This window comes from Streptomyces sp. NBC_01520, from assembly GCF_045040375.1.
Lineage (GTDB): Bacteria > Actinomycetota > Actinomycetes > Streptomycetales > Streptomycetaceae > Streptomyces.
In genome coordinates, this window is the sequence record NZ_CP109404.1 from 1461019 (window position 1) to 1486148 (window position 25130).

16 protein-coding genes and 2 pseudogenes are annotated in these 25130 nt (G+C 69.6%); 6 read left to right on the plus strand and 12 right to left on the minus strand.

Annotated features, from left to right (window positions below):
- Window positions 1–10 precede the first annotated feature (10 nt).
- From OG524_RS06670 to OG524_RS06695, 6 genes are all read right to left on the minus strand, one after another.
- Window positions 11–1666 carry a LamG domain-containing protein gene (locus OG524_RS06670; RefSeq protein WP_405812432.1) on the minus strand — a complete coding sequence of 552 codons (1656 nt, stop codon included), beginning with the start codon at window positions 1664–1666 and terminating at the stop codon, window positions 11–13.
- Window positions 1667–1791: 125 nt separating this feature from the next.
- Complete coding sequence (locus tag OG524_RS06675) at window positions 1792–3564, minus strand: hypothetical protein (protein WP_405809445.1); 1773 nt, start codon at window positions 3562–3564, stop codon at window positions 1792–1794.
- Window positions 3565–4358: 794 nt separating this feature from the next.
- Window positions 4359–4763, minus strand: a complete 405-nt coding sequence (locus OG524_RS06680; RefSeq protein WP_405809447.1) for a hypothetical protein — start codon at window positions 4761–4763, stop codon at window positions 4359–4361.
- 106 nt (window positions 4764–4869) lie between these two features.
- A complete protein-coding gene (locus OG524_RS06685) occupies window positions 4870–6642 on the minus strand; it encodes a relaxase/mobilization nuclease domain-containing protein (RefSeq protein ID WP_405812433.1) in 1773 nt (590 codons plus the stop codon).
- Complete coding sequence (locus tag OG524_RS06690) at window positions 6642–7307, minus strand: plasmid mobilization protein (RefSeq protein WP_405809449.1); 666 nt, start codon at window positions 7305–7307, stop codon at window positions 6642–6644. The genes OG524_RS06685 and OG524_RS06690 overlap by 1 nt, the downstream gene beginning before the upstream one ends.
- A gap of 322 nt (window positions 7308–7629) precedes the next feature.
- Window positions 7630–8769: a DUF2637 domain-containing protein gene (locus OG524_RS06695; protein WP_405809451.1), complete on the minus strand. Its 1140-nt coding sequence runs from the start codon at window positions 8767–8769 to the stop codon at window positions 7630–7632.
- Here OG524_RS06695 and OG524_RS06700 point away from each other — a divergent pair.
- The 6 genes and pseudogenes from OG524_RS06700 to OG524_RS06725 form a co-directional block, all read left to right on the plus strand.
- Window positions 8693–10354, plus strand: coding sequence for a type I restriction enzyme endonuclease domain-containing protein (locus OG524_RS06700; RefSeq protein WP_405809453.1), 1662 nt, complete (start codon window positions 8693–8695; stop codon window positions 10352–10354). The genes OG524_RS06695 and OG524_RS06700 overlap by 77 nt on opposite strands.
- Before the next feature lie 133 nt (window positions 10355–10487).
- On the plus strand, window positions 10488–13754 hold the full coding sequence (locus OG524_RS06705; RefSeq protein WP_405809455.1) for a hypothetical protein: 3267 nt from the start codon (window positions 10488–10490) through the stop codon (window positions 13752–13754).
- Between the two features lie 149 nt (window positions 13755–13903).
- A pseudogene (locus tag OG524_RS06710) lies at window positions 13904–14131 on the plus strand (haloacid dehalogenase); the annotation flags it as partial.
- A gap of 283 nt (window positions 14132–14414) precedes the next feature.
- Complete coding sequence (locus OG524_RS06715) at window positions 14415–14675, plus strand: helix-turn-helix domain-containing protein (RefSeq protein ID WP_351283670.1); 261 nt, start codon at window positions 14415–14417, stop codon at window positions 14673–14675.
- Window positions 14676–14814: 139 nt separating this feature from the next.
- The gene (locus OG524_RS06720; protein ID WP_405391856.1) at window positions 14815–16086 is read left to right on the plus strand and encodes a tyrosine-type recombinase/integrase; all 1272 of its coding nucleotides are present in this window, start codon (window positions 14815–14817) and stop codon (window positions 16084–16086) included.
- A gap of 88 nt (window positions 16087–16174) precedes the next feature.
- Window positions 16175–16297 (plus strand): annotated as a pseudogene (locus tag OG524_RS06725) (3-hydroxyacyl-CoA dehydrogenase family protein); the annotation flags it as partial.
- Window positions 16298–16769: 472 nt separating this feature from the next.
- On the opposite strand, the gene OG524_RS06730 reads toward OG524_RS06725, so the two are convergent.
- From OG524_RS06730 to OG524_RS06755, 6 genes are all read right to left on the minus strand, one after another.
- Window positions 16770–17300 carry an NUDIX domain-containing protein gene (locus OG524_RS06730; RefSeq protein WP_405391855.1) on the minus strand — a complete coding sequence of 177 codons (531 nt, stop codon included), beginning with the start codon at window positions 17298–17300 and terminating at the stop codon, window positions 16770–16772.
- An 87-nt stretch (window positions 17301–17387) separates the two neighbouring features.
- Window positions 17388–18728 carry a transcriptional regulator gene (locus OG524_RS06735; RefSeq protein WP_405391854.1) on the minus strand — a complete coding sequence of 447 codons (1341 nt, stop codon included), beginning with the start codon at window positions 18726–18728 and terminating at the stop codon, window positions 17388–17390.
- Window positions 18729–19165: 437 nt separating this feature from the next.
- On the minus strand, window positions 19166–21718 hold the full coding sequence (pheT, locus tag OG524_RS06740) for a phenylalanine--tRNA ligase subunit beta (protein ID WP_405809458.1): 2553 nt from the start codon (window positions 21716–21718) through the stop codon (window positions 19166–19168).
- On the minus strand, window positions 21718–22857 hold the full coding sequence (gene pheS / locus OG524_RS06745) for a phenylalanine--tRNA ligase subunit alpha (RefSeq protein ID WP_405809460.1): 1140 nt from the start codon (window positions 22855–22857) through the stop codon (window positions 21718–21720). The genes pheT and pheS overlap by 1 nt, the downstream gene beginning before the upstream one ends.
- Before the next feature lie 113 nt (window positions 22858–22970).
- Complete coding sequence (locus tag OG524_RS06750; RefSeq protein ID WP_405391851.1) at window positions 22971–24122, minus strand: ATP-binding protein; 1152 nt, start codon at window positions 24120–24122, stop codon at window positions 22971–22973.
- 144 nt (window positions 24123–24266) lie between these two features.
- Window positions 24267–25106, minus strand: a complete 840-nt coding sequence (locus OG524_RS06755; RefSeq protein WP_405391850.1) for a TrmH family RNA methyltransferase — start codon at window positions 25104–25106, stop codon at window positions 24267–24269.
- Window positions 25107–25130: the final 24 nt, after the last annotated feature.

Sequence of the window (25130 nt, forward strand, 5' to 3'; positions counted from 1 at the left end):
AGGTGTCCGGCTAGTCGCCGATGACGGCGTCGATCTGGTCGCTACCGGTCATGGCACCCGCCCACAGACGGACTTCCTGGACCCGGGCAGGCAGGTAGTGCTTCCAGGAAGCGGCGCCGTACCCCTTGCCGACCGCGAACTCCCCGGAACCGGTCAGGGAGGTGTACGCCATGTCCGTGTCGTTCTGCGCCAGCCCCACATAGAGCCGGGCTACTCCCTCGCCCGCCTCGCCCAGCGCGTCGAAGACACCCGTCAGCCGGACCGGGCTGCCCAGATCAGCGGCCTCGTCGGAGCTCACCCAGTGGCCCTTGCCGGCAGCGTCGATCCGACCGAAGTGCCAGAAGCCCACCGGGACGGAGTACTCGTTGTCCTCGTCGTCGAGCTTCGTCTCCTTGCCGGCCAACTCGAACCAGAGACCCCAGGAGGAACCGTCGGCGGTGCGCTGCCCCACCACCTGTCCCACGTACCCGATGTCCTTGGCCAGCAGGGCAGCCTGGTCGAGCTCGACGGCGGAGGTCACCGTGAAGGACCCGTCCTCGTCAAGCACCGGACCCGCCGTCGTCGCCGCGTCGTCGACACCGTCCAGGAGGACCGAACCACTGTCCAGCGCGGCACCTCCCGCGAGTGCGAGCACGCGGCCGTAACCCGACACCGTGTCAGCCAGCGTGGTCCCGGTCGCGCCGTCGGCAGACCACCGGGCGACGAGTTCGACGTCCGCCAGCCCTGAATGCGCGGAAAGGGTACGGGCCTCCTTGGCGATCTCCTCGGCGGAGAGCACCCGCTGCCACACGGCTACCTCGTCGATCGATCCGGAGAAGTAGCCTCGGTACGCGTCGGCCCACTTGAACCGGCCGATCTGGAGGGGGCCATTCGCGCTCCACCCCCCTGCCACCGTCCGCGTGTTCTGGAGCCGGCCGTTGACGTACAGGGACAGCGACCCACTGGCCGGGTCGTAGCTCCCCGCGAGATGGGTCCACACATTCAGCTTCGCCTTCTGCGTACCGCAGACCCCCAGGTATCCGTTCCCCGTCGCCTCGTCCTTGTCCTTTCCCCCGAAGCACCAACTGTCGCTTTCGACGTCGTACCAGGTCGCGAACGCCGCGTAGTGAGCTCCGTCCTGCGACAGGACAACCGTGTCAGCCGCCTTGGCGTCCAGCCGGGTCCAACTGGAGAAGCTGTACGCCGAGCGCGTCTCCAGAACCGGCCCGACGGTCGCCGCATATCCCGACGTGCCGTTCAGGCTGAGGCCGAGGTCCGTCTTCGGTGTGGCGAGCGGCAGCCCGGCGTCGTCGTACCAGACTTCGCCGCGACGGCCGCGGCCGTCGCGGGCGGCGCCGGTGGAGAGCGTCGCGTTGTCCTGGTTGGCAGCCACGGTGGCGGACGAGTCGACGGCCTGGCCGGAGGACTCGTCGAAGTGCCAGCGGCCGACCGGGCCCTCACCCTCCTTGACCAGGAAACTGACGACCTGTGAGGCACCCCAGCGCCCCGCAGTGTCCTTGGCACGCACCTCAAGTTGATACGTACCGGACTCGGGCGGCACGATGTCTCTCTGCACCGTGGACCCGGCGACCTCACCGGACCACGCGGCCGTTCCGGATCGCTTGTACTGGTAGGCGACGATGTTCGTATCGCCCGATGCCGGGGCGAAGCTGAAGACACCCTTCATGTTCGGGCCGCCTTGGGGGAGGCAGGTCGTGCCACACAGGGTGTACGTGCTCACCGCAGTGACGACCGGCGCCTTGGGTGCGGTGGGGTCGACCTTGAAGTAGCACGGCGTGGTGTAGCCGGTGTTCAGCCTGTTCTGCCCCTTCTCGTCGTAGGACAGAGTGAGGGCCTTGAGCCGGTAAAGGGTCCCCTCGGACAGAGTCGGGAGGCTCCGATTCTGCGCCACCTGGTTGCCCACGTAGCCCGAGGTGGGCGAGTCCACGTCCGTGTGGGCCGTCGACCACGTCGTCCCGTCAGCTTGTCCGTGCGCCATCGGATCCGCAGGCTCGCTCCGGAGGATCCTCCCGAGACGGTCATGGGTCTGCCCGTGACCAGTGGAGTCGGGTCGCTCACCGTCAACGGTGCCATCGAACTCGGTGAACACAGGATGCCGGTGCCTGCAACCAGCCCGACGTCCTTGGGCAGCGCGGGCATCCCGACATACGTGACAACGAGCACCGCGTCGTTCTTGAAGCGCTTCCAGGCCGCGGTGTCACCTTCGTCGTGTGCCTTGAGCATCAGCGTGAGCCGGGAGAACTTCCCCGCGGCAAAGCTCCGTACCGTCGGGGTGAGGTTCTCGTTCGTTTCTTCGGCGTTGTCCTTGAAGTCCACCGGGGCGTCCGGTGAGTCCGGGTCGCACAGAGAGCCTCGCCCGGCGGACACATGCCGGTCCACCATGAGGTCGAGGTCCTTGGGCCTGGAGGACCATGTGGTGGAGGAGGAGATGTTGTTCGTGCGGACGAGGTCCACCCAGCGCGGCTCGCACTGGAACGCCCAGGGCTCGGTCACCCGGAAGGTCGCGCCGAGAATGTCCTTCCCCGCGAGGCTGGCGGGAGAGAACTCGTAGTAGAGCCGCTGGACGTATCCGGGTCCGCAGTAGTACGCACCCCAGGTGCCACACTTACCGACACCCTGGCCGCGTCCGTCGTCCCCGTTGCCCCAGCCGTAGGACTCGTAGCCATCCGAGCGGAGCAGGGTCCGCTCGGATTCACCCCAGGTGACGGTCGGGTCGATGAACACGGGATAGGCGGAGTCGTCCGTCTCCGCCAGCATGTCGCGGTCAGGAACGACCGACAGCGACTTCTCGGTCAGCTCGACACCGATCGGGGCAACGTTGTCCCCCTGGCCCGGCCCGAGACCGGAACCGGACGGTGCCACCTCCGAGGGATCGGCGGGAGTAAGTTCGCCGAGAACCGTCGGCCGGGCGGCGGCAGGTGCCGGTGCATCGGTGTTCGTGGCACCGGCGGAGTCCCACATGCGTGCCGGCGGTGCGCGGAATACCGTCCGGCCCTCGGCGTCGACGGCGGTCAGATTGCCCGCTGGGCCCTGCTGGACCTTCAGCGCCTTCACGTCCATTGCGAAGCTGAGCTTCCTCAGCCGAGGATCCGCGGCGGCTTCCGGCGTCTTTACGACCAGCACTTGCTGGAAACTCTCCACCGTGGCCGTCACCTTGAGGTCCACGTCAGGGAGGACGTTCTCGTACACCGCGCTCGCCCCGTCGAGGTGCGGTTTCGGCAGCGCGTCGGGCCAGTCCAGCTGAAGCGACCGCCCCCGGTCGGCGATGGTGACCAGGGGGTCCCCGGGTCCACCGGCGAACGCCATGTGCACGGAAGCCGCCTTGGGGCCCACGGAACCGTCCGCGCGAAGCTCGAGCGTCGGGTCCGGCGACTGCCAGCTGCCGCCGTCCTTCACCACCCGGACCGGCACCGCGGCGTGCTCCAGGGTGAAGGTGTGACCGTCGGGGTTGGCGTAGACGGTCGTGCGCTCGTCCCGTTCCCCCTGCACCTCGACACGGCTGCCCGATTGGGCAGCCTGCGCCAGCGCCCGCTGCCCTTCGTCCGGTTCAAGGGCGCCCTCCACAACGGTTTCACGGGCCTGGGCCTGAAGCCCTGGCAGCGGAAACGCCGACAGCCCAACGATCACCGTTGCAACGACGAGCTGTCTTCGGGCATGCCGAAACTTGAACCCCAACCGCACAATCCCCACCCCAGAGTCACACGATCATCACAGACAGGGAGGGGGTCAAACGCTCACACGCTTCAGCGTCAGAGCATCTTTCGGCGACTCACCACCACGTCGGCCGCGGCTTCATAGGAGAGCGGTGGTCGCCGCAGGCCTCGGCTCGAGTAGTCAGTGCCTCCGCCTCTGGCTGGTCCACGGTCAGCCAGCAGCGCAACTTCGTGGCGACTCACTCAGCCGCGTACGAGCAGAGCGTGACGGCCGGCGGGGACAGCCACTGAGGCGGGCCCTGATCCGCTTTCGGCCCGTTGGTTTCGCCGTGACAGCAACCAGGGACCGCTCGGCATTCAAGTCGTTGGCGTAGACCGGCGTCGAGCACCTGACATCACTGTGCGTCGGCTGAATCTGTGCGTACCCTGGCGCGCAGACGCCGGGCCGCAGGCTGGCGGAGGTCAACTGGATCAGCGCCTTGCACGCCTTTGTCACACGTCTTCGGCTGGCCGCCTGCGCCACCGGGAGTCACGTAGCGTCACCCACCTCTCCCTACGCAACGTCCCGGAGCGGCAGAGGAATCCGAGGTTTTCCTATTAGGCTTCGTGGATGCGGGGGCGCCCCAGAAAGATGGAGCCGTACCTCGCCTCAACAGCGCGGGCGGCCAGCAGATGCTGCCGTTGTATGCGCTGCAGCAGCGCTCGCTACTCCAGGTAGATGCCGGCGAATACGCCGTCGAACCCGAGCGCGGCCAAGCCCGCCTCGACACTCGGGTAGGTCGTCCCGTGCGGGCCGCCGACCAGGGCGTCAAAGTCGGCGCGGCTGATCTCGGGCTCGAGCCACTGGTTGCCGCACCGGCAGCGGACCCAGACGTTGCGCCCGTGGTTGATGAGCAGCCAGTCGCGTCGGGCACGGCAGGCGGAGCACATCACGGGGATGCCCCCGAGAGCGAGTTCGCGTGAGTGGCCGACGCAGCGAATCGCCCCGGTTCCGTCGGCTGGCCGCGTCTCGGCCTGGAGCTGCAGCAGGGGGTCGGTACCAGTGGGGAGGACGGGCAGCGCGGGTGCCGGCTCCGTGGTGCGGGTGGTGGTTCTGAGCACGAGCGTCATCTCCCGGTTGTCGGTCCTGTCTTCATCCGTAACAGCCGGTGGAACCGGCTGTTCATACATTTCGCGGCGTCCGCTCGGTCGGTGGCTGACTACCGGTTCGACCTGTTCAGCGACGTGGGGAGCGGCGGTTGGGGTCTTGAACAGTCCCGAGCGGTGCGGCTGCCGTCGCGTTCCGTTCACTGATGCGGCTGCACGGCGTGGTGGCCTGGCGGGTGGCGGCCTGCGGACGACGAGCCCCTGCGCCCGGGTGTGCCGGGAGCTGGGCGATGCGCCGCAGGCGCCAGACCAGGACGTCGCTCGCGTCATCGGCGCTGTCGAGTTCGCGCATGTCGATGGCCTGGCGCAGGAGGGCTTCGGAGTCGTGGCCCGCCTGCTCGGCCTGGGCGAGGGTGGCGATCAAGGCGTCGGTCCTCGCTTCCATGCCCTCTGCCCGTACGACCTTCTCCGGTAGGACGGCGCGAAGGGTGGCTTCGTGCGTGCGGCGCTGGGCTTCTGGAAGGGTCCGGCCTTGGTCGTGCAGCACTCGCATCGAGGTGGCGGCAGCTTGCCGGTAGGCGGTGCGCAGGTGCGCGGCGGCTTGTTGGGAGGCGTGGGCCTGCTGGGCGTGTCCGCGGGCGGAGTGCCAGCGGGCGGCGGCGAGGGTGACCAGGACGAGGGTGGAGACGAGCATGGCGGTGGTGCCGCCGTCCTCGCCTCGGCCGAGCGCGCCGCCTGCCTGGATGATGCCCCGGGCGGCTGAGCGGAGGGCCCGGGTGTCGGCGTGTTCGGCGCGGACGTGGCTGCGAGTCGCCCGCTCGAAGGCGCGAGCTGCGGCGGCCAGCTCGGCGCGGGTGGTGGCCGGTGAGGTCTGGGCCACCGCGTCGAGGAGTTCTCCGACGCCGACGAGCTGAGCGGCGGCCTCGCCGTCCTCGTCGCGTTCCAAGAGCGCGGCCGAGCGCTCGGCAATGACGGTGGCGTTGCGTCGTTGACGGGCGGGCGGTGACCAGTTGGTCCGGTCAGTGGTGACGGAGGGCGCGCTCGGCTCTGCGGACCCGTCGGTCAGGCGTAGGCGGATCTTCGGAAGGGAGAGGTCGGGGGCCAGTTTGGAGCCGGGGTACCAGACCGGGTCTCCGTCGCGGTTGCGGTCGCCGGGTAGGGCCACGTTGTAGCCGAGCGCATCACCGGACGGAGCATGACGCAGTTTCACCCGCACCCCCGCCTCGCGGAGCCGCGTGAAGAACTTCTCCTCCGAATCCGCTCCCGCCACGGCTCGACGGACGGCCTCCCGGAGCGTCTCGCGCGAGGTCTCCGGGCGGCCGGTGCGCTCGGCCTTGAACTTCTCGGCGCTGCTGGGATTCTTCGCTGCGGTTCCGTCGCCGGCGTTCAGGCGCCGCAGGCCCATCTCCCACTCGATGCGGCGGCATTCGGCCTGGGCCTTATTGAAGTCGTAGTTCAGGCGTGGGTTGCGCAGGTCGCCGCGTACGAGGGTGGCGACGATGTGGATGTGGTCCTCCGCGTGGCGGACGGCGATCCACCGGCAGCCGTCTGGGTCTCCGGCCGGGGCGATGCCGGTGGCGTGGACGATGCGTTGGGCGACGGTGTTCCACTCCTCGTCGGAGAGTCGCCGGTCGCCGGGGGCGGTCCGGACCGAGCAGTGCCACACGTGCTTGGCGGGAGCGCGGTCGCCGGCCTGCTTGACCCGGAGGTCCAGGGCGGCGGTGAGCCGGGCGAGGGTGACCTTCGGGTCGGGGTCGAGGCCGGTGTCGCGGCCGGGGTCGGGGGCGAAGCCGTCCCAGGAGCTGACGAGGTGCGCGTCGGTGTGCTCCTCGCGCCGTCCGGGGCCGTACAGGTAGACGAGGAGGCCGTGGGTGCGGGAGCCGCACCCGATGTCGGGAACCATCACAGCCGCCGGGTCACTAGGTCGTTCGCCTCGTCATCGACGCGGGCGAGAAGTCCGGTCAGCGCGCCCAGCGCGTGTTCGAGTTCACCGGCGCGCGGGTGGCCACCGCTGTTGAGGACGAAGGCGATCTGGTTGATGTTGTTGCCGATCCGGGCCAGCGCGGTGCGCAGTGCGGCGAGTTCGTCGATGGCGGTGTCGAGCTGGTCGTTGCTGTGCACGGCGGCGTGTCCGCGGGCGGCGCTCAGGCCGGCGTTGGCGAGGAAGCGGGCGACGGTGACGCCGCGCTGGGTGGCGGCATCGGTGATCTCGGATTTCTCGGTGTCGGAGAGGCGGGTGGTCGTCTTGCAGGCGCGCTCACTCGGGTTACGGCTGCGGCGGCGCGGGGTGCGGTCGGGGAAGGCGGGCGTGCTCGGGCTCGACTGCTCGGGGTCGGCAGGGTCATCTGCTTCTGCCCCGGTGACCGGCGCCCCCTGGTGCCGGTTGCCCGGCTGGTCCCCGTGCGCCCTCGCTCGGGGACCAGCCGGGCTTCCCCCGCCCTCCTGGGAGGGGGCAAGTGCGTACGACGGGCCGTAGGACCGTCGTACGCGATAGCTTGCTCCGCCAGGAGCCGTGGTGGGGTCACGCTGCTGTCCGGACGTGGGGACTGCCGGGTCGTGGGCGCTCACCGGGTCGTCTCCGGGTTCTGCTGCCGGATTTCGAGGACGAGTTCCTCGATCCAGTCCATCGCGAGAACCGGGTGGTGCAGGGTCCAGGGGCGGGTGTGCGGGGTTCGTTGCACGGTCCAGGTGTTGTCGGGGGTGGACTTGGCGCGGTGGAGGTGGCCGTGCTGGTGCAGGACGTCAGCCAGGAGTCGACTTCGGCGGGGGTGGCCGGTCGGGTGCGCATGAGGTGCTCTCCGCTTCGCTTGGGGAGGGTGTGGGGGTACGTGTCCGGGGGCGGGTGACCTGCCGGGGTGTCCGGCTCGGTCACCCACTTCGGGCTGTCCGGTCAGTTCCGGGTGGAGGTGACCGGCTGTCCGTGCTGCGCGCGGAGCTGGGCCATCAGGACGGTCAGCGTGTCGCTGGAGAGTGGGATCTGCTGACCGCGGATCGCCTGGGCGACCACCTTGCGGGTCAGCTTGTCCTCGGCCCTGACCGCTGACCGGGCGATCTTCAGCAACTCCTCGGTGTCCGGGTCGGACCGCCGGTCACCGGCCGTCCGGGCGCCCCGGTCAGCGACCGGCGGCGAAGTGACTGGCTGACCGGTGACCGGCTCGGGGCTGCCCCGGTGGCCGGTGTCCGGCTCGGTGCGGGCCGGTCGGTCAGTGACCGCCGGGGCGGTGGTCGGCTGTCCGGGCAGGTCAGCGGCCTCGTCCGGCTGACCGGCGACCGGGGCACCGCTGTCCGCCGGGGCGCTGTCCCCGGTCAGTGACCGAGGGATCGGGGTCGGCTTGTCCGGGGACGGGTACGGCCGGTCGGTCAGGGCAGTGACCGACTGTCCGGCGCTGACCTGACCGGCCTTCGACTGCGGCTGACCGACCCGGTCAGTCCAGTCGGCCCGAGTGACCTCGACGTCCTCGGGCCGGTCAGCCGGACGGCGGTGACCGGAGAGACCGACCTGACCGGGGTGACCGGGGTCCTCGCGGTCACCCTCCTTGCCCGGCCCCCGGGCGATGAGGATGTAAAGGTGGACAGCTCCGGCCAGGGCGAGCGGGGCGATGGTGGACAGCACCGCGACCACCGTGTCCCCGAGTCGCAGCCCGGTCACCCGACCCGCCTCCTCGTTGAGCCTGACCGCGTGCAGCGCGTTGGCCCAGATACTGGCCGCCGTCGCCGTACCGAAGAGCGTCCAGACATAAAGCCGGGCGCGCAGAGGCGCGTCGCGCAGGACGAGCAGGGCCCGTACGCCGTAGGCGATGAACCCGTCGATCACCAGAGGGAAGAGGTAGGTGAGGAATCCGCGGATGTGGATGGCGACGGCCATCTGCTGGAGGGCGTCGTACGACAGGGCGCAACCCGCGCCGCCCAGGGCGATGACGACCGTGCGGTCCCAGCCGGTGATGATGAACGCGATGTACGGCGCGCCGGCCCGTATCCGCGATCTGACCGCCGACCTGGTCGAGCACTGGGAGGCACGCCGCGAGCGCATGGAGGCGTTCGTCGGGGTGTCCGAGGAGCCCGGCGGCGCGGCCGGCAAGGCGATGATCGTCTGTGCCACCCGTGACATCTGCGTCAGCGTGTATGACGCCCTGCGCGAGCTGCGTCCCGAGTGGCACAGCGACGAGGTCGACAAGGGCTCCATGAAGATCGTCTTCTCCTCGGACTCCCGCAAGGACCCCGAACGCCTGCGCACCCACGCCCTACGCGGATCCCAGCGCAAGGCCGTCATCAACCGGGCCAAGGACCCCGACGACGCGCTGGAACTCCTCATCGTCAACAACATGCTCCTGACCGGCTTCGACGCCCCGCCGATCCACACCATGTATCTGGACCGTCCGCTCAAGGGCGCCAACCTGATGCAGGCCCTGGCCCGGGTCAACCGGCGCTTCCGCTCGAAGCAGGACGGCCTCCTCGTCGGCTACGCCCCGCTCACCGAGAACCTCCAGCGGGCGATCGCCGAGTACTCCGAACCCGACCAGGAAGACCGGACACTCGGTCAGGACATCGACCGGGCGCTGGACGAGCTTCGCAACGAGTACGAGATTCTGGACGGCATCCTGCACGGCTGGGACTGGCGCGGCCGTCTCGCCAAGCCCTCCCAACGGGCGTTCATCGAAGCGGCCCTCAGCACCGCGAACCACCTCCGCGACCCGCGCACACCCGGCAACAACCCGGAGACACTCGACAACCCCAACGAGACCCTGAGCCGCCGCTTCCGAGAGCACGCCCACCGCTTGGAGCGCTTCTTCGCGCTCGCCGGCTCCTCCGCCGACATCGGCTCTCGGTTCCCGGACCAGCCGCAGTGGAAGCGCGACATCCAGTTCCTCGTCGAGGTCCGCGCCTACATGGCCAAGCTCGACGCCATGGACCGCGAGGCGCGCGGCCTGCCGGTGGCCCGCGACGTAGCCCTGTACCTCGCCCAACTGACCTCGGCCGTCGTCGAGACCGGCGGAGTGACCGACCTCTTCGCCGAGGCCGGCCTGGAGACGGCCGACCTGACCCACCTCAACGACGCCCTCGTCGCTCAGCTCCAGAAGAGCGACACGCCTCACCTGGCCGCCGAAGCGCTGCGTCGCCTCGTCGAGCAGAAGATGCGCGAGGTCACCCGGCACAACGTCGTCCGGCAGACCGCGTTCTCCGACCGCCTCCAAGACCTCATGGTCAAGTACATGCGGCAGCAGCTCACCAGCGCGGAAATCATCGCCAAGCTGGTCGAGATGGCCAAGGAGATCGCGAACGACGCAAAGCGCGGCGACCAGTTCGACCCCCGCCTGAGCAACGACGAACTCGCTTTCTACGACGCTGTTGCTGACCTCGGCTCCGCGCGTGAGCTGATGGGCGACGAGGTCCTCTCCGGCATTGCCCGCGATCTCGTCGTGCAGATTCGCAAGAACCTCAAGCCCGACTGGATCGCCCGCGAGCCGGTCCGCGCCAAGCTCCGCAGCACCATCAAGCGCCTCCTGGCCAGGCACGGCTACCCGCCGGCCCAGGCCCCCGCGGCTATCGACCTCGTCCTGAAGCAGATGGAGCACTTCGCCAACGAGTGTGCCGCCGACGGAAACGCCGGCGCCTGACGTCCTGGCCGAAGCGCCCGTCCCCCTTCGAGGCCGCCGACGGGACCGGTGGTACGGGCTTCCCGACGCCGTACCACCCGTGCTCTCGCGACGACCGCCCCGATCTCCACGAGCTGCCGCCGGAGGAACGCAGATGCCCCAGATCGACACCCGACTCATACAGAGCGCGGTTATGGGCGGCAAGGACGGCGATCGCCCCGTAATCCTCCCTGAGGAGGCACATAACCTCGACGAGTTCCGCCGTCAGTACGGCCAGACGAACTTCTGGTGCGGAACGCTCCTGGGCGGCTGCGGCGAGAAGCTGATGACCAAGAGGTACGAGACCAAGGTCTGCCACTTCGCCCACCACCCGGACCGCTACGGCACCAGCGCCGAGTGCCACAGGACCTCCGAAGGTGCCGACGGCGCCGACCACCTGTTCATCAAGCAGCACGTGAAGGACTGGCTCACCGGACAGGGCCACGCCGCCGAAGCATCTCTCCGCACCCTCGGCACGGGCCCTGGTGACGCCGTCGATTTCTGGCTGCGGGCCACGGAGCAACACCTGCGCTTCGAACTCCGGCCCGAGGACTACCGGAGTTGGCGCAAGGCCGCTGAGAGCCTGGGTGCCCGAGAAGGGCATGTGGAGTGGGTCTTCGGACCGGAGAACACGATCACCCGCGACATGGTCGCGCGCCAGGGATACGCACTGCGGGTTCGGTGTGAGACAGAGGGCACCGACCGGCGGGTTCTCATCGGAACCATCACCGCGGACCGGCCGGTCGTGTGGGACCCTCTCGCCACGTGCCGGATGACCAGGGACGGCATTGTGACCCCGGCCCTGGAGAATCTGCGTTCCGCCGGAAAGATACGCGTCGGAGGTATGCGCAACGCCCCGCTCCCCACGAGTCTCCCCATGACCGGAGCTCAAATCGTTTTTGCTGTCGACTGCGAGGCAGCGGCACCGACGGATTCACCGTTCGAGGAGAAGGGCCGCCGTCTCTACGTCGGTTACTTGAAGCCCACCGCCAAACGGATCATCCGGGGGCTGCTCTCACTCCCCGCCGACACGCCGCCGCCCTCCGACGATTTCGTCTACCAGCTCTCGAGTGCCGTGCGCCTCCTGCTTACCGACCCCATCGGAACCGCGCAGGCCTACTGGGCGGTCCGGGCCGACGTGGTAACGCAGCTGAACGGCCTGGACGCGGAGCGCACCGGATTGTGGCGCCCTAGCGTCGCGCTGGACGCGCCCGTCTCTGCGCCCGCCACCGCGCAGCGGCAAGCCAGCGAGAGGAGGTCCCCTGCCGTCTCCGCACCACAAGTAAGAGGTGTACGTAGTCGGCAGGCGACGGCTCTCCGTAAGGGGTTAGTCATGGTCGCACGCAGGGGCGGTACGACCACGTGGCAACAACTCGCCAAACGGATCGACCCTGGGCTGCGTCATCTCTCAGACGACTCACTGCGCAATCTGCTCGTGGAAGCAGATCACCCGGTGAGCGAGAACGCGGTGCCCTTGAGCGTGCTGGTCCTGGCACCCGGGGGGCAGAAGAAGTTGCCCTACCTGAGTGCGGTTCTACGGGCCCTCGGTATTGATGCCCCTGTGTCTGAAGCCGAGCTTCAGCGATGGAGTACGGAAGCGATCCGCCGACTCCACACCTTCTACGAGCAACGCAACACCTCGCCCCTGAACGCGCAATCTCCCCCCATCTCTGCCATGAACACGCGTCCGCCGAATGAAGCCAATCGGGAAGACGCGAGCCAGAAGATGCGGCTCCTGCGCGAGAAAATCGAAGAGGTGCGCCAAATCGCAGCTCGTGGGGAAGGAGATCGGGCCGCACGCCTCACCACTTCCCTCAAAGCGGGGGCAACCCATCTCCATCACTACACCGACGCCTGCAAGGACGCCCACGCACTCCGCCGATGGCGCGAGACCAGCAGGCAGTTGCTGCGCAATCTTGAAGACTTGGTCGGCCAAGTCCCTGAGCTTCAGGCTTCAGCCGTTCATCCTCCTACTCTCGCACCGCCAGCTGCCCCTCACCCACCGGAGCGGCCCGAGTCTCCTCCGACCGAACATCTCGAGGCAGCGCACAGCACGGATCAGTCAGCATCACTCCTGCCGCGAATGAGTGAAGCCTTCATCGCAGCCAAGGCGTCCGGGGACGTCACCTCTGTACGCCGCTTCGAGCGGGAGGCGATTGCTCTCGCCGGCAGCAAGGCGTCCGCGCAGACGAAACTGCGGGCACGAGTCCTGAGGGACGAGATGCGTACCTGGATCAAGGCACGGGAGTCCGAGGAAGCGCTCGAATCCATGCGCACAGTCTTCGGGACTTTGCCCTCCCCCGGCGATCCCAGAGAAGCGGAGCGGCTCCGGAGCGCCCTGGAGCATGTCAACGCCCTTCGCCGGCTGTCTTCCGAAGCGCTGACACAGGACCTCTCAGACAGCTTCAGCGATCTCGAACATCGTTTGCACGCTGCGCAGACGGCTGCGGAGCAATCGGCCCGACCTGCCCCTGCGAGGGAAAAAGCAGAGAGGTTGAAGAACAACGGCAGCGATCAGACTGCGGCACTCGCCGATTTCATCTGGCTGGTCAGCGAGATCGAGGCAGCGCGGGAGGCAGACGACCTCGAATCGGTCGAAGCCGCGCGCAAACTCGCTGGCCCGCTGTACGCACGCCACCTCGCTCCGGAGGACCGGGAGCGATTCACCCCGTTCATGCGAGAAGTCAAAGCTTGGTGCGGCGCACACCGGGCACGCCCCGAAACCGTGCCCGTGCTGAAGTCGATCAGGCAGTTGTTCACGAAATTGGACATGACCCGTAGCACGGCGACGGTGTCGGAGATCGGGCTCGTACTCGACACGGTGCGAGAACTGCGGCACAAGATGGACGCGCCCCTACCCTCAGCGGATGAAAAGCGCCTCGTGGGTTGGGAAGCGCGCCTGCGGCAGCGATCGCTCAGAGAGCAAACTACGGCCCGTCGTGAAGCCGCGCCGGACCGTACGGCCAGGCGGCGTCCCGGCGCCGCCGCTGAAACCGCCGCTGGCCAGGCCTCATCGCGGCCAGAACGGTTGTCTCTCGCGGCGGTCGAGCGGCTGGCCGCTCCGGCCCGCGAGGTCCTGATGGACGCCGCTCGCGCAGGAGGTGCGGTTCTGACCTGGGGAGACCTGCGAGCGCGGCTGAAGGAGCCGCTGCCCCATCTGCACCCCGATGACCAGGGTGAACTCCTTGTCGCGGTCGACCGGGACACGCCACAGGATGAGCCGTTGCTGACCACGCTGATGGCGAGTGCGGACATCTCGCAGCACTGGCTGTATCCGCACGTCCGGTTCAGCCTCCACCGTCCGCGGATCCCCGAAGAGGAGCTGGCGGCCCACTGGGCGCGGGAGGTCCTGAAACTCCGACAGATCTGGCGGCATCGGTAGGCCGGGGCCGGGGTGTTCCCCTCTCAGGCACGGGAACGGACTTGGCTCCAGGACGGCCCGATGCTGCATGTCGTCCTGAGCGCCAGTTCGTTCCGGCGGCCGTCTCCCACGGGGGCGGCCCGCGCGTCGAGCCAGGTTTCAGCCGACAAATAGGAACGCCCGGGGATGCCTCGGCACACACGTTCACAGCGGTGATCACGCGCGGGCTGGACTACCGGAAGGTGTTCCAGGAGTTCCGGCCCGGCTTCGATCTCAACGACGAGCGCGAGACGCGCGCCGCGGCAGGGCAACCCGAGTACCCCGACGTCCGCGACAGCCTCGCCGCCCTGCGCGCGGACGGGCTGTGGCTGGGCATCGCCGGGAACCAGACCGTGCGCGTCGATATAGCGAGTACATCGTCGGTGCCCGGGTGGAACGACCCGCCGGTCTCCTCCGTGGCCGAGCGGCCGGCGGCGATCCAAGGCGCGGAAAACGGCTGAGTTCGCCAGGGCCCAGGCGTAACGATGCTGGGCAGGACTTTGCTCGACGCCTGGGCGAAGCATGTGAACCGCATCGAACTAGAAATATGAGACCCCCGCTTACCACAAAAGCACGGTACACCCAAACCGCGACTCGTCAGGGACTCTTGCAGTCGGTCGATTCGACAGACGGGTGCGCACCATGGACGAGAGCAAGAACTGCATGCCCGAAATGGCATTCCTCACGTTGCACAAGGCGGCGGTCTATCTCGGCATCTCTCCCAACACCCTTTACGTTTGGCGCCATCGCCGACAAGGGCCGCCCAGCTTCCAGATGGGCCGACGCGTGATGTACAGGATTTCCGCGCTTGACGAGTGGGTGCACCGGCAGGAAAGGGCGGACTCTCGATCGAATCCTGCCTTGAATCCACTGAACCGCAAGCCGCTGCGTCGCACATCGTGACGTCCACGGCAGCACAGAGCATCGACTCCAAACCGACATCAATTCCGACTGCCACAGCGGGATATGACCTGTCGCGAAGAAGCGTTCCCAACACCGTCAAGCACCCGGAACGCATCATTCGCACAGGTAGGAGGCCCTCATGGCGGGCTACATCGAGGATCGTTGGCTCAAGAAGAGGCCGGACAAGGCGACCGGCAAGCGAGAGCGTACTTCCATTTGGGGGAAGGGGAAGCGGTACCGGGTCAAGGGCATTCCTGGTATCCAGGACAGGTCCTTCGACACAAGCGAAGACGCCAAGCGCTGGCTCGCTGAGGCTCAGACGGACTCCAGCAGGGGCGACTTCGTCGACCCACGGAATGGTGCCATCTTGCTCGCCGATTACATCGCCGACCACTGGTGGCCCAGCCGAACGGATGAGCCGTCAACTGCGGGTCCCATGCGGAGCCGGATCTGGAACCACCTGATTCCCCTGCTCGGCTCGTATCCTCTGCGTGAGATCGACGCCTCGGCCCTTCGCCGGTTCAGGGCCGACTTGCTCTCTCGAGTCGAGGAGTCTTCCGCCGAGATCATATGGATACACCTCACCACCATCCTGAATGCCGCGGTTGATGACAAGCGCCTACTGAAGAGCCCCATCGCTGCCCACCGATCGATCAAACGGCCCAAGCCGGTCGACAAGAAGGCGAAGGCGTGGTCTCGAACCACAGTCGATGCGGTGCGGGAGGGCCTACAGGAGCGGTACCGGATCGCCGTGGACCTCGGGCTCGCACTCGGAGTCCGCCAGGGCGAGGCGCTCGGCCTCGCGGAAGAGGACTTCGACTTCAGGGCGGAGGTGGTCCGCATACGGCGCCAGCTCCGCTGGGACGGGAAAGGGCGGCCGTACTTCTGCCTCCCCAAGGGCCGAAAGACCCGTGATGTTCCCCTGCCGCCGAACCTCGCCCGCCGCGTTCGGCTCCACTTCCAGCTCTTCCCGCCGGTCGAGTGCACCCTGCCGTGGCGTAATCCTGAGACGCCGACGACCGAGTTGGAAGAGCGTCAGCGCAAGCCGATCACCCTGCGACTCGTGCTGAGCACCTCCCACGGGCTTCGGATCAATCCCGGGACTTGGAACGAGCGCAGCTGGAAACCCGCTCTCGTAGCCGCAGGGGTTCTGCGCCAGGTCGGCGAGAAGGCGGAGAGTTACGGTAACCGCGTCCGCCTCCACCCCGTCTACGAACGCTCACGGCCGGACATGTTCCATGTCCTGCGCCACACGTTCGCGAGTGTGCAGTTGGAGGCCGGCGAGTCCATCGTGAGCGTGGCTACCTGGTTGGGGCACTCCTCCCCGAAGGTCACGCTGGACTACTACGCTCACTTCATGCCGGGTGCGGGCAAGCGCGGACTAGCCGCGATGGATACGTGGCTCGTGTGATGCAGGCTCGAAAGTCCCCGAGAAGTCCCTGCGCCGTCAAAGCCGCCACACAACCGACGAAACCGCAGGTCACAGGGCTACGCGCAACGCCGCCAAGTTGTACGCCGAGTACAAGGAGCCGCTGTACGCCGCTCCCCCGCTGCTTCAGCGCATGGTCGACGCGGGCCGGCTCGGCCGCAAGACGGGGTCGGGGTTCTACCCGTACGGCTGACCTCTCAACTGCGGTCCCCGAGCCGGGAGTCCGGCTCGGGGACCACGGTTTTTCCCCTCGCTCCCAGAGGTCAGGCGTCGAACAGAACCGCCTCGTCCCGCGCCTCGCGCACGCCGGTTCCGAGGAAGGTAGCGTCCCGGAAGGCCCTGAGCCCCTGCGCCCTGGTGACCCCCGGCTTCGTCAGGGCCTCCTCCTTCGCCAGGCCGGCGCCGCGGAGTTCGGTGCAGTGCCGTGCCAGGGCCGGCCGCTCCGGATGGTCTTCGGGTGGGTCGCAGAAGACCGCGTCCTGTCACACACGGCTGTCCAGCCAGGTCGGCCGAATGCCACCAGACCACCTCCGACCTGCAACTATCGATCGATTGCATGGCTCGAATCGCTCCTTCCGCAGGCCTGGCCGGGCGGCACCCGGCGCACCGGACCGTCGTACGCGGAGGGCCGACCGGGGACATCCCGGCCGGCCCTCCATATGCGGTCAGCCCAACAGCATGTGACGGAGCATCAGCAGTCCGGCCGCCATGTTGGCCGCCGGGATCTCGCCGCGCGCGATCATGTCGGGCACGAGCTTGAGCGGTATCCACTCACGGCGCGAGGACTCGAATCCGTCCTCCGGAGGCCCGGTGTACGTCGCCTCCCGCGCCCAGAAGAGATGGTGCCGGGCGTCGATGAGGCCGTTGGCCGGCTCGACGGTCATCAGCGGACTCAGCTCGCCGGGGCGCCAGCCGGTCTCCTCCTCCATCTCCCGGGCAGCCGCGGCGGCGACGTCCTCACCGTCCTCGACGACACCCGCGGCGAGCTCCCAGCCCCAGCTGTCCGTGATGAACCGGTGCCGCCACAGCAGCAGCACCTCGTTGGCCTCGTTGACGACCGTCGCCGCGGCGACGGGGCGGAGCCGGATGACGAAGTGGTCGAGGTGCCTGCCGTCGGGGAGGACGACATCCGCCAGATTGACCCGGAACCAGCGATTCTCGTACACGGTCTGTTCGTTTAAGTTCACCCATTGCACAGTTCTGCCACCTTCCGACTGGTCGATGGCAACATCGGAGCAGGGCCGGCCCCGTAGCGGAACGTGCGAAGGCGGTTCGGGTGAGGCTCACAGGGGCACGCGCAGCGCCCCGTCGATGCGGCAGGCCGCCGCTTCGGCGTCGGCGGAGCCGCTCGCGGCCAGGTGCTCACGCACGGAGCGCAGCCGCTCCCGCAGCCGCCGGGACTCCATGCCGCGGGCGCGTTCGGCCATTTCCGAGGCTGTTCCGGCCGCCTTGTCCGCCTCTCCCTGGAGCAGTTCGAGATGGGTGAGCATGGCCAGCCGGTGCACCCGGCCGCGGTCGTGCGCCGGGGAACGTACGGCCGCCGCGGCGTGCTCCCGGGCGCCGGTGAGATCCCCGAGGCTGAGCAGCGCCTCCGCCACCTGGACGTTGACGAGGCCCGGCTGGACGTATCCCGTCTCGTCGGGCTCACGGCCGGGGTGGATGCGGCCGGCCTCGGTCTCGGCGCTGCGGATGCACCGCAGGGCGCTGCGGGGGTCGTCGAGCCGGGCGTAGGCCTTGGCCTGCATCGCGTACAGATCGGCGGCCAGGGCCGGGGAGATGTGCGGGCCCGCGGCACGCAGGGCCGCCTCGGCGAAGGCGACGGACCGGCGGTAGTCGGCCAGGTGCAGCGACTGGTTGACCAGCAGGGCGATCACATAGCCGCCGAGCCCGCGGTCCCCGCTGGCCTTGGCGAGGCGCAGCGCCTGATGGAAGTAGCGCTGGGCGAGCCCGTGCGCGTCGGAGTCGTAGGCGCAGATGCCCGCGACGGCCACCAGTCCGCCCGCCGCCCGGTGCAGTCGGCGGCCCATGGCGTCGCTGTACCCGCCGCGCAGCAGCGGTGCGGTCTCGGCGTCGAGGAAGCCGACGATGCGGGCCCTGGTCGCGACGCCGCCCGTCTTCCGGTACATCAGTTCGTAGTGGGTGCGGGCCTCGCGGAGCATCGCGATGTCGGCCGGGGTCACCCGGGACGGCCCCGGGCGGGAGACGTCGGCGTCCTCGGGCGGGTTCTCCCACTCCCAGACCGGCATCACCGCCGTCGTGCCGGTGACGGCGGGAATCGTGACAAGGTGCGGGCGCTGCTGTTCGTCGGAGCGCCAGAGTGCCGTGGCGTGCTCGACGAAGCCGGAGAGGCCGGCGCCGTACGTCGTGGTGTGCGCGCCGGAGGTCCCCATGCCGATGTCGTCGAGCGTGACGGCCCGGTGCAGCCGGCTCCCGAGGACCTCGCAGATCAGGTCGGGCACCTGGCCGCGCGGGCGTTGGCCCTTGAGCCAGCGGGCGACCGCCGTGTGTTCGTAGCGCAGGCACAGGCCGCGTGTGCGGCCGGCCTGGTTGACGTGGCCGGCGAGCCCCGCACGGGACACACCCGCCTCGTCGATCAGGGATTCGAGCAGGACGTTGGGCTCCATTGCCCCCCCCATGTGCGCGTCGCAATGACCCTAGTGGAGCACGATTCACACGGGGTGTGAACGGAATGCCCGAACCGTCCGGCTGTGCGCTCTGCCGCGCCGGGGCACCGGTCGCTTGAATGGGTGCCTCGCAAGAGGCGGCCGGGTCGTCGGCTCCCCCTCGTACAGTCGACGACCCTCACCCGCGCCGTCCGTTCTGCCGACCTGCCCGACACTCCGTGGCAGGACGGACGGCGCCGGATCGCACGACCTACTGCCCCGATGACAGGAGGGTGGCTGCGGGTCCGGGCCGGGACCGGGTTCCCCCGGTGCCGCTCCGTGGGCCCGTGTGCGGTCCCGGGCCGTCCGGCGAGACAGGAAGAAGGGGCGTGTCCGGTGGCCGGACACGCCCCTTCTCGATGCCCGTGGGACTGCTGTCCCTCGGTGTGCGCGGGGTGTTACGCGCCGCGCAGCACCGCGCCGGTGCGCTCGGTGGCCAGGGCGACCGCGGTGTCGCGGGCGGCGGAGGCCTCCTCGACGGTCAGCGTCCGGTCCGCGGCACGGAACCGCAGCGCGTACGCCAGGGACTTCTTGCCCTCGCCGATCTGGTCGCCGGTGAAGACGTCGAAAAGCCGCAGCGATTCGAGGAGTTCTCCGGCGCCGTCGCGCAGGGCGTTCTCCACCGCGTCGGCGGGAACGTCCGCGGCGACGACGAGCGCGACGTCCTGGGTCGCCACCGGGAAGGTGGAGATCCGGGGTGCCTGGAGCACACCGTCGACGGCCTGCTCCAGGACGTCGAGCTCGACCTCCATGGCGCAGCTCCGCTCGGGCAGGTGGAGGTCCTTGACGACGCGCGGGTGGAGCTCGCCCGCGTGTCCGAAGAGGGTCTCCTCGCCGTTGACCGTGACGTACAGCGCGGCGCAGCGGCCGGGGTGCCACGGTGCGTGCCGGTCGGCACGGACGGTCAGCTCGACGCCCGCCTCACGGGCGATCGTGCGGGCCGCCTCGACGGAGTCCGCCCAGTCGGCGGGACGGCCCTTGCCCCACCAGCCGGCCTGCTCGCGGGCGCCCGCGAGGACGACTGCAGCGCGGCGCGGCTGGCGCGGGAGCGCCGCGTCCAGTCCGGCGATCTCCTCGTCGGTGGGACGGCGGTCGACGGGCAGCCGTACGGCCCTCGCCTCCTCGCCGGTCAGTGGGGTCTCCCCTGCTCGAACGAAGCCGGGAGCCTGGGGAAGGAAGACCAGGCCCGTCTCGAAGAGCGCGAGGTCGTGGCTGCCGCGGCCGTCGTTGCGCCGCAGTGCGCCGAGCAGGCCCGGCAGCAGCGTGGTGCGCAGCGCGGGCTCCTCGTCGGAGAGCGGGTTGACGAGCTTCACCGTGCGTCGGCGGGCGTCGTCCTCGTCCAGGCCGAGCTGGTCCAGGACGGCGTCGCCGATGAACGGGTAGCTGAGCGCCTCGACGTATCCGGCACCGGCGAGCGCCCGGCCTGCGCGGCGGTGCAGCCGCTGGCGGTCGGTGAGCCCGCGGCCGGACGGCGGGGTCGGCAGGGTGGAGGGGAGGTTCTCGTACCCCTCCAGCCGGATGACCTCTTCGGCCAGGTCGTTCGGGGCGGTGAGGTCGGGGCGCCAGGACGGCGCGGTGACGATCAGGTCGTCCTGCCCGTAGACGTCGCAGCCGACCTGCTGGAGGCGGCGTACGACGGTCTCGCGGCCGTAGGAGACACCGGCCACCCTGTCCGGGTGGTCGGCGGGCATCGCGATGGTGCGGGGCGCGGACGGGGCGCGGAACTCGGTGACGCCCGCCTCCGCCGTGCCGCCCGCGAGGAGGACCAGCAGGTCGACGGTGCGCTGCGCGGCAGCGGCGGCGGCCTTCGGGTCGACGCCACGCTCGAAGCGCTTGGACGCCTCGGAGGACAGCTTGTGGCGGCGTGCCGTGCGGGCGATCGTGATCGCGTCGAAGTGCGCGGCCTCGATGACGACCTCGGTGGTGCCGGAGTTCTCGGCCCGCACGTCGGCGATCTCCGTGTGGGCGCCACCCATGACACCCGCGAGGCCGATCGGCCCGCGGTTGTCGGTGATGACCAGGTCCTCGGCGTCCAGGACGCGCGCGGTGCCGTCGAGCGTGGTGAGCTTCTCGCCCTGCTCGGCGCGGCGCACCCCGATCGGCCCGTCGATCCGGTTGCGGTCGTAGGCGTGCAGCGGCTGGCCGAGCTCGAGCATCACGTAGTTGGTGATGTCGACGGCGAGCGAGATCGGGCGCATCCCGGCCTTCTGCAGCCTGCGCTGCATCCAGATCGGGGAGCGGGCCTCGGGCCGCAGACCGGTGACAGCACGGGCGGTGAAGTTGCCGCATCCGATCGGGTCGGACACCTCCACCGGGTGGCCGTACGCGTTCGGCGCGGGCACGTCCAGGAGCGCGGGGTCGCGCAGCGGCAGCCCGTACGCGATGGCGGTCTCACGGGCGACACCGCGCATCGACAGGCAGTAGCCGCGGTCCGGGGTGACGGCGATGTCGAGGACCTCGTCGACGAGCTCCAGGAGCTCGATCGCGTCGGTGCCGGGCTCGTACTCGGGTGGCAGCACGATGATGCCGTGCGTGCCGTCATCGCCCATGCCGAGCTCGTCGGTGGAGCAGATCATGCCGTGCGACGTCCTGCCGTACGTCTTGCGCGCGGCGATCGCGAAGTCACCGGGCAGGACGGCGCCCGGGAGGACCACGACGACCTTGTCGCCGACGGAGAAGTTACGGGCGCCGCAGACGATCTCCTGCGGTGCGCCGGTGCCGTTGGCGGAACCGACGTCGACGGTGCAGAAGCGGATGGGCTTCTTGAAGCCCTCCAACTCCTCGATCGTCAGGACCTGTCCGACGACCAAGGGGCCCTTGAGGCCCGCGCCGGTCTGCTCGACGGTCTCGACCTCGAGGCCCACGGCGACGAGCTCGGCCTGCACGTCGCGGCCGGTCTCGGTCGCCGGCAGGTCGACGTATTCCCGCAGCCAGGAAAGCGGGACGCGCATCAGATCTCCATCCCGAACGGCCGGGTGAACCGGACGTCACCCTCGACCATGTCTCGCATGTCTTCGACGTTGTGGCGGAACATCAGCATCCGCTCGATGCCGAACCCGAAGGCGAATCCGCTGTACCTCTCGGGGTCGACACCGCAGGCGACGAGCACCTTGGGGTTGACCATGCCGCAGCCGCCGAGCTCGATCCAGCCCTCGCTGCCGCAGGTGCGGCAGGGGCGGTCGGGGTTGCCGACGGACTCGCCGCGGCAGACGTAGCAGACCATGTCCATCTCGGCGGACGGCTCGGTGAACGGGAAGAAGTTCGGCCGCAGCCGGGTCTTCATGTCCGGACCGAAGAGCGCCTGGACCATGTGGTCGAGGGTGCCCTTGAGGTCGGCCATGGTGAGGCCCTCGTCGACGGCGAGCAGCTCGATCTGGTGGAAGACCGGGGTGTGCGTGGCGTCGAGCTCGTCGGTGCGGTAGACCCGGCCGGGGCACACCACGTAGACGGGGGGCTTGCGGCTGAGCAGGGAGCGGGCCTGGACCGGAGAGGTGTGCGTACGCAGCACGATGCCGGACTCGTCGCCCGTGGTGGGCTTCCCGTCGGGCGTGGTGCCCTGGACGAAGAAGGTGTCCTGCATCTGCCGGGCCGGGTGGTCGGGCACGAAGTTCAGGGCGTCGAAGTTGAACCACTCCGCCTCGGCCTCGGGGCCCTCCGCGATCTCGTAGCCCATGGCCACGAAGACGTCGGCGACGCGCTCCATGATGGTCGTCAGGGGGTGGCGGGCGCCTGCCGGGACACGGTCGTGGGGCAGTGTGACGTCCACCGCCTCCTCGACCAGCACACGGGCGTCACGCTCGGCCTCCAGCTCCGTCTGGCGGGCGGCGAGCGCCTTGGAGACGGCGCCGCGGGCCTGGCCCACGCGCTTTCCCGCCTCGGCCTTGGCCTGCGGCGGCAGGGCGCCGATCTCGCGGTTGGCGAGCGACAGGGGTGAGGTACCACCGGTGTGCGCGGTCTTCGCCTGGGCGAGCGCGTCGAGGTCGCCGGCGGCGGCGAAGGCGGCGAACGCCTCGTCCCGCATGCGCTCGATCTCTTCCGGTTTCAGTGCCTCGACCTCGACTGGGTCGTACGACTTGTTCGGTGCCGACATCTCTTCCCGTGCTTCCGATTGGCTGGTGGCGACCTGGCTCGACGACTGAGGACGCAAAGGTGCCAAAAGTCGAGTCTACGGGCCGCCGGGAGGCGAAGAAGCCCGTGGGCGGCTCAGACCAGGTAGGCCGGGGCGCTCACGGGCAGGATAAATCGGAACTCGGCGCCGCCGCCGGGTCCCCGGTCCACCGTGATCGTGCCGCCGTGCGCCTCGACGATGCCCTTGACGATGTAGAGGCCCAGGCCGGTCCCGCCACGCTTGCTCCCCCGCCAGAAGCGGGTGAAGACACGGCCCATCGACTCCTCGGGGATGCCGGGACCTTCGTCGCTCACGGTGACTGCCGTTCCGATCTCGTCGCTCTTGCCCGGCGCGGGGGCGACCTCGATGGTGACGGTTCCCTCGCCGTGGCGCACCGCGTTTTCCAGGAGGTTGCCGAGGACCTGGTCGACCTTGTCCGGGTCGGCCCAGAGGTCGGGCAGCGGCTGCCGGGTGCGTACGAGGAAGCGGTCGGGCGGCTGGCCGTTCGCGGTGAGGGCCTGGACGTGGCGTTCGACGGCGGCGGAGACGTCCACGGGCTGGCGGCGCAGCTCCAGCCGGCCGGAGTCGATGCGGGAGATGTCGAGCAGCTCGGCGATGAGCCGGTTGACGCGGTTGGCGTCCGCGTCGACGGTCTCCAGCATGAGCCGCTTCTGGTCGTCCGTGAACCGCTCCCACTTGGCCAGCAGCGTCGCGGTGAACCCCTTGACGGAGGTCAGCGGGGAGCGCAGCTCGTGAGCGACGATGGCGATCAGCTCGGCGTGGCTGCGCTCGGTGCGGCGGCGTGCCTCGGTGCCGCGCAGCGAGACGACGAGCCGGCGGACCGGGCCGGTCGGGGTGTCGCGTACGTAGCGTGCGGAGACGAGGACCTCGCGGCCGCCTGGGAGCAGCAGATTGCGCTCGGGCTGGCCGACACGGGTGGCGAGCCCGCCGTACGGGTCGGTCAGGTCCCACCAGCGCCGGCCCTTGAGGTCCTCGAGCGGCAGCGCGTGTTCCAGGGAGCGGCCGAGTGCGGCGGCCCGGGGGGTGGCGGTGATCCTGGCCGCGGCCCTGTTGAAGCAGATGACGTGGCCGGCCTCGTCGGCGACGACGAGTCCGTCGGGGAGGTCGTCCGGGTCGAGGCCGGTGGCCGGGTCCGTACCGATGACCGGGCTCGCGGAGGCCGTCTCGTCGAAGGCGCGCACAGCGGCCGTGTGTGTCCTGCTGGGCCTGCTCATGCCGACAGCCATAATCCCGTACCCCACCTCTCGAACCGGTGCAGTGGGCCCCCGAGTTCGTCACCCTACTAGGCGTCGGACGGCGAGCGACACCCTGCGGGAGCGCACCGGCCCGTGTGGCCGGTATCGATCGGCGGGTGGCCCGGGAGGACCGCCTCAGCCTGTGCGCCGGGGGCGCTGGGCCCGTGCGGAGGCGTAGAGGCAGACTGCGGCCGCGGTGGCGAGATTGAGGCTCTCCGCCTTGCCGTGGATCGGGACCCGGACGACGGCGTCGGCCAGTGCCCGCGTCTCCTCGGGCAGGCCCCACGCCTCGTTGCCGAACACCCAGGCGGTGGGTCCGCCCATGGTGCCCGCGTCGAGCTCGTCGTCGAGGTCGTCGGTGCCCGCACCGTCCGCCGCGAGGATCCGCACACCGGCGTCCCGCAGCCCCCGCACGGCCTGCTCGACGGGTACGCCGACGGCCACCGGCAGGTGGAACAGGGAACCGACCGAGGCGCGGACCGACTTGGGGTTGTAGAGGTCCACGGACGCGTCGGTGAGCACGACCGCGTCGGCGCCCGCGGCGTCGGCGCAGCGCAGCACCGTACCGGCGTTCCCCGGGTCGCGTACGTGGGCGAGCACGGCGACCAGCTTCGGCTTCACCGCGAGGATCTCCTCGAACGGCGCGTCCAGGAAGCGGCAGACGCCGATCAGGCCCTGTGGGGTGACGGTCTGCGAGACGTCGGCGAGCACGTCGCCGTCCGCGAGGTGCACCCGGGCGCCCGCGGCCTGGGCGGCGTCGACGATGTCGGCGTACCGGTCGGCGGCCTCGGCGGTGGCGAACAGCTCGATCAGCGTGGGTTCGCCGTCGCTCCCCCGGTGTCCTGCGGCCTCCCGCACGGCCTGCGGCCCCTCGGCGAGGAACCTGCGCTCCTTGCCGCGGAAGTTGCGCCTGGCCAGCCGTCGTGCGGCGGCGACGCGCGGCGAGCGCGCGGAGATCACTTCGGGGGTGCCCATGGTCGGCGGCGAGCCTCTCTGCGT

Excerpts from the sequence above, each read along its gene's own strand:
- OG524_RS06705 (WP_405809455.1), top strand. The coding sequence starts at position 10,488 with ATGCCCCAGATCGACACCCGACTCATACAGAGCGCGGTTATGGGCGGC.
- OG524_RS06720 (WP_405391856.1), top strand. The coding sequence starts at position 14,815 with ATGGCGGGCTACATCGAGGATCGTTGGCTCAAGAAGAGGCCGGACAAG.
- OG524_RS06685 (WP_405812433.1), bottom strand. The coding sequence starts at position 6,642 with ATGGTTCCCGACATCGGGTGCGGCTCCCGCACCCACGGCCTCCTCGTC.
- OG524_RS06680 (WP_405809447.1), bottom strand. The coding sequence starts at position 4,763 with ATGACGCTCGTGCTCAGAACCACCACCCGCACCACGGAGCCGGCACCC.
- OG524_RS06735 (WP_405391854.1), bottom strand. The coding sequence starts at position 18,728 with ATGGAGCCCAACGTCCTGCTCGAATCCCTGATCGACGAGGCGGGTGTG.
- OG524_RS06695 (WP_405809451.1), bottom strand. The coding sequence starts at position 8,769 with ATGCGCTCGCGGCGTGCCTCCCAGTGCTCGACCAGGTCGGCGGTCAGA.
- pheS (WP_405809460.1), bottom strand. The coding sequence starts at position 22,857 with ATGTCGGCACCGAACAAGTCGTACGACCCAGTCGAGGTCGAGGCACTG.
- pheT (WP_405809458.1), bottom strand. The coding sequence starts at position 21,718 with ATGCGCGTCCCGCTTTCCTGGCTGCGGGAATACGTCGACCTGCCGGCG.
- OG524_RS06715 (WP_351283670.1), top strand. The coding sequence starts at position 14,415 with ATGGACGAGAGCAAGAACTGCATGCCCGAAATGGCATTCCTCACGTTG.
- OG524_RS06750 (WP_405391851.1), bottom strand. The coding sequence starts at position 24,122 with ATGGCTGTCGGCATGAGCAGGCCCAGCAGGACACACACGGCCGCTGTG.
- OG524_RS06755 (WP_405391850.1), bottom strand. The coding sequence starts at position 25,106 with ATGGGCACCCCCGAAGTGATCTCCGCGCGCTCGCCGCGCGTCGCCGCC.
- OG524_RS06700 (WP_405809453.1), top strand. The coding sequence starts at position 8,693 with ATGTACGGCGCGCCGGCCCGTATCCGCGATCTGACCGCCGACCTGGTC.
- OG524_RS06670 (WP_405812432.1), bottom strand. The coding sequence starts at position 1,666 with ATGAAGGGTGTCTTCAGCTTCGCCCCGGCATCGGGCGATACGAACATC.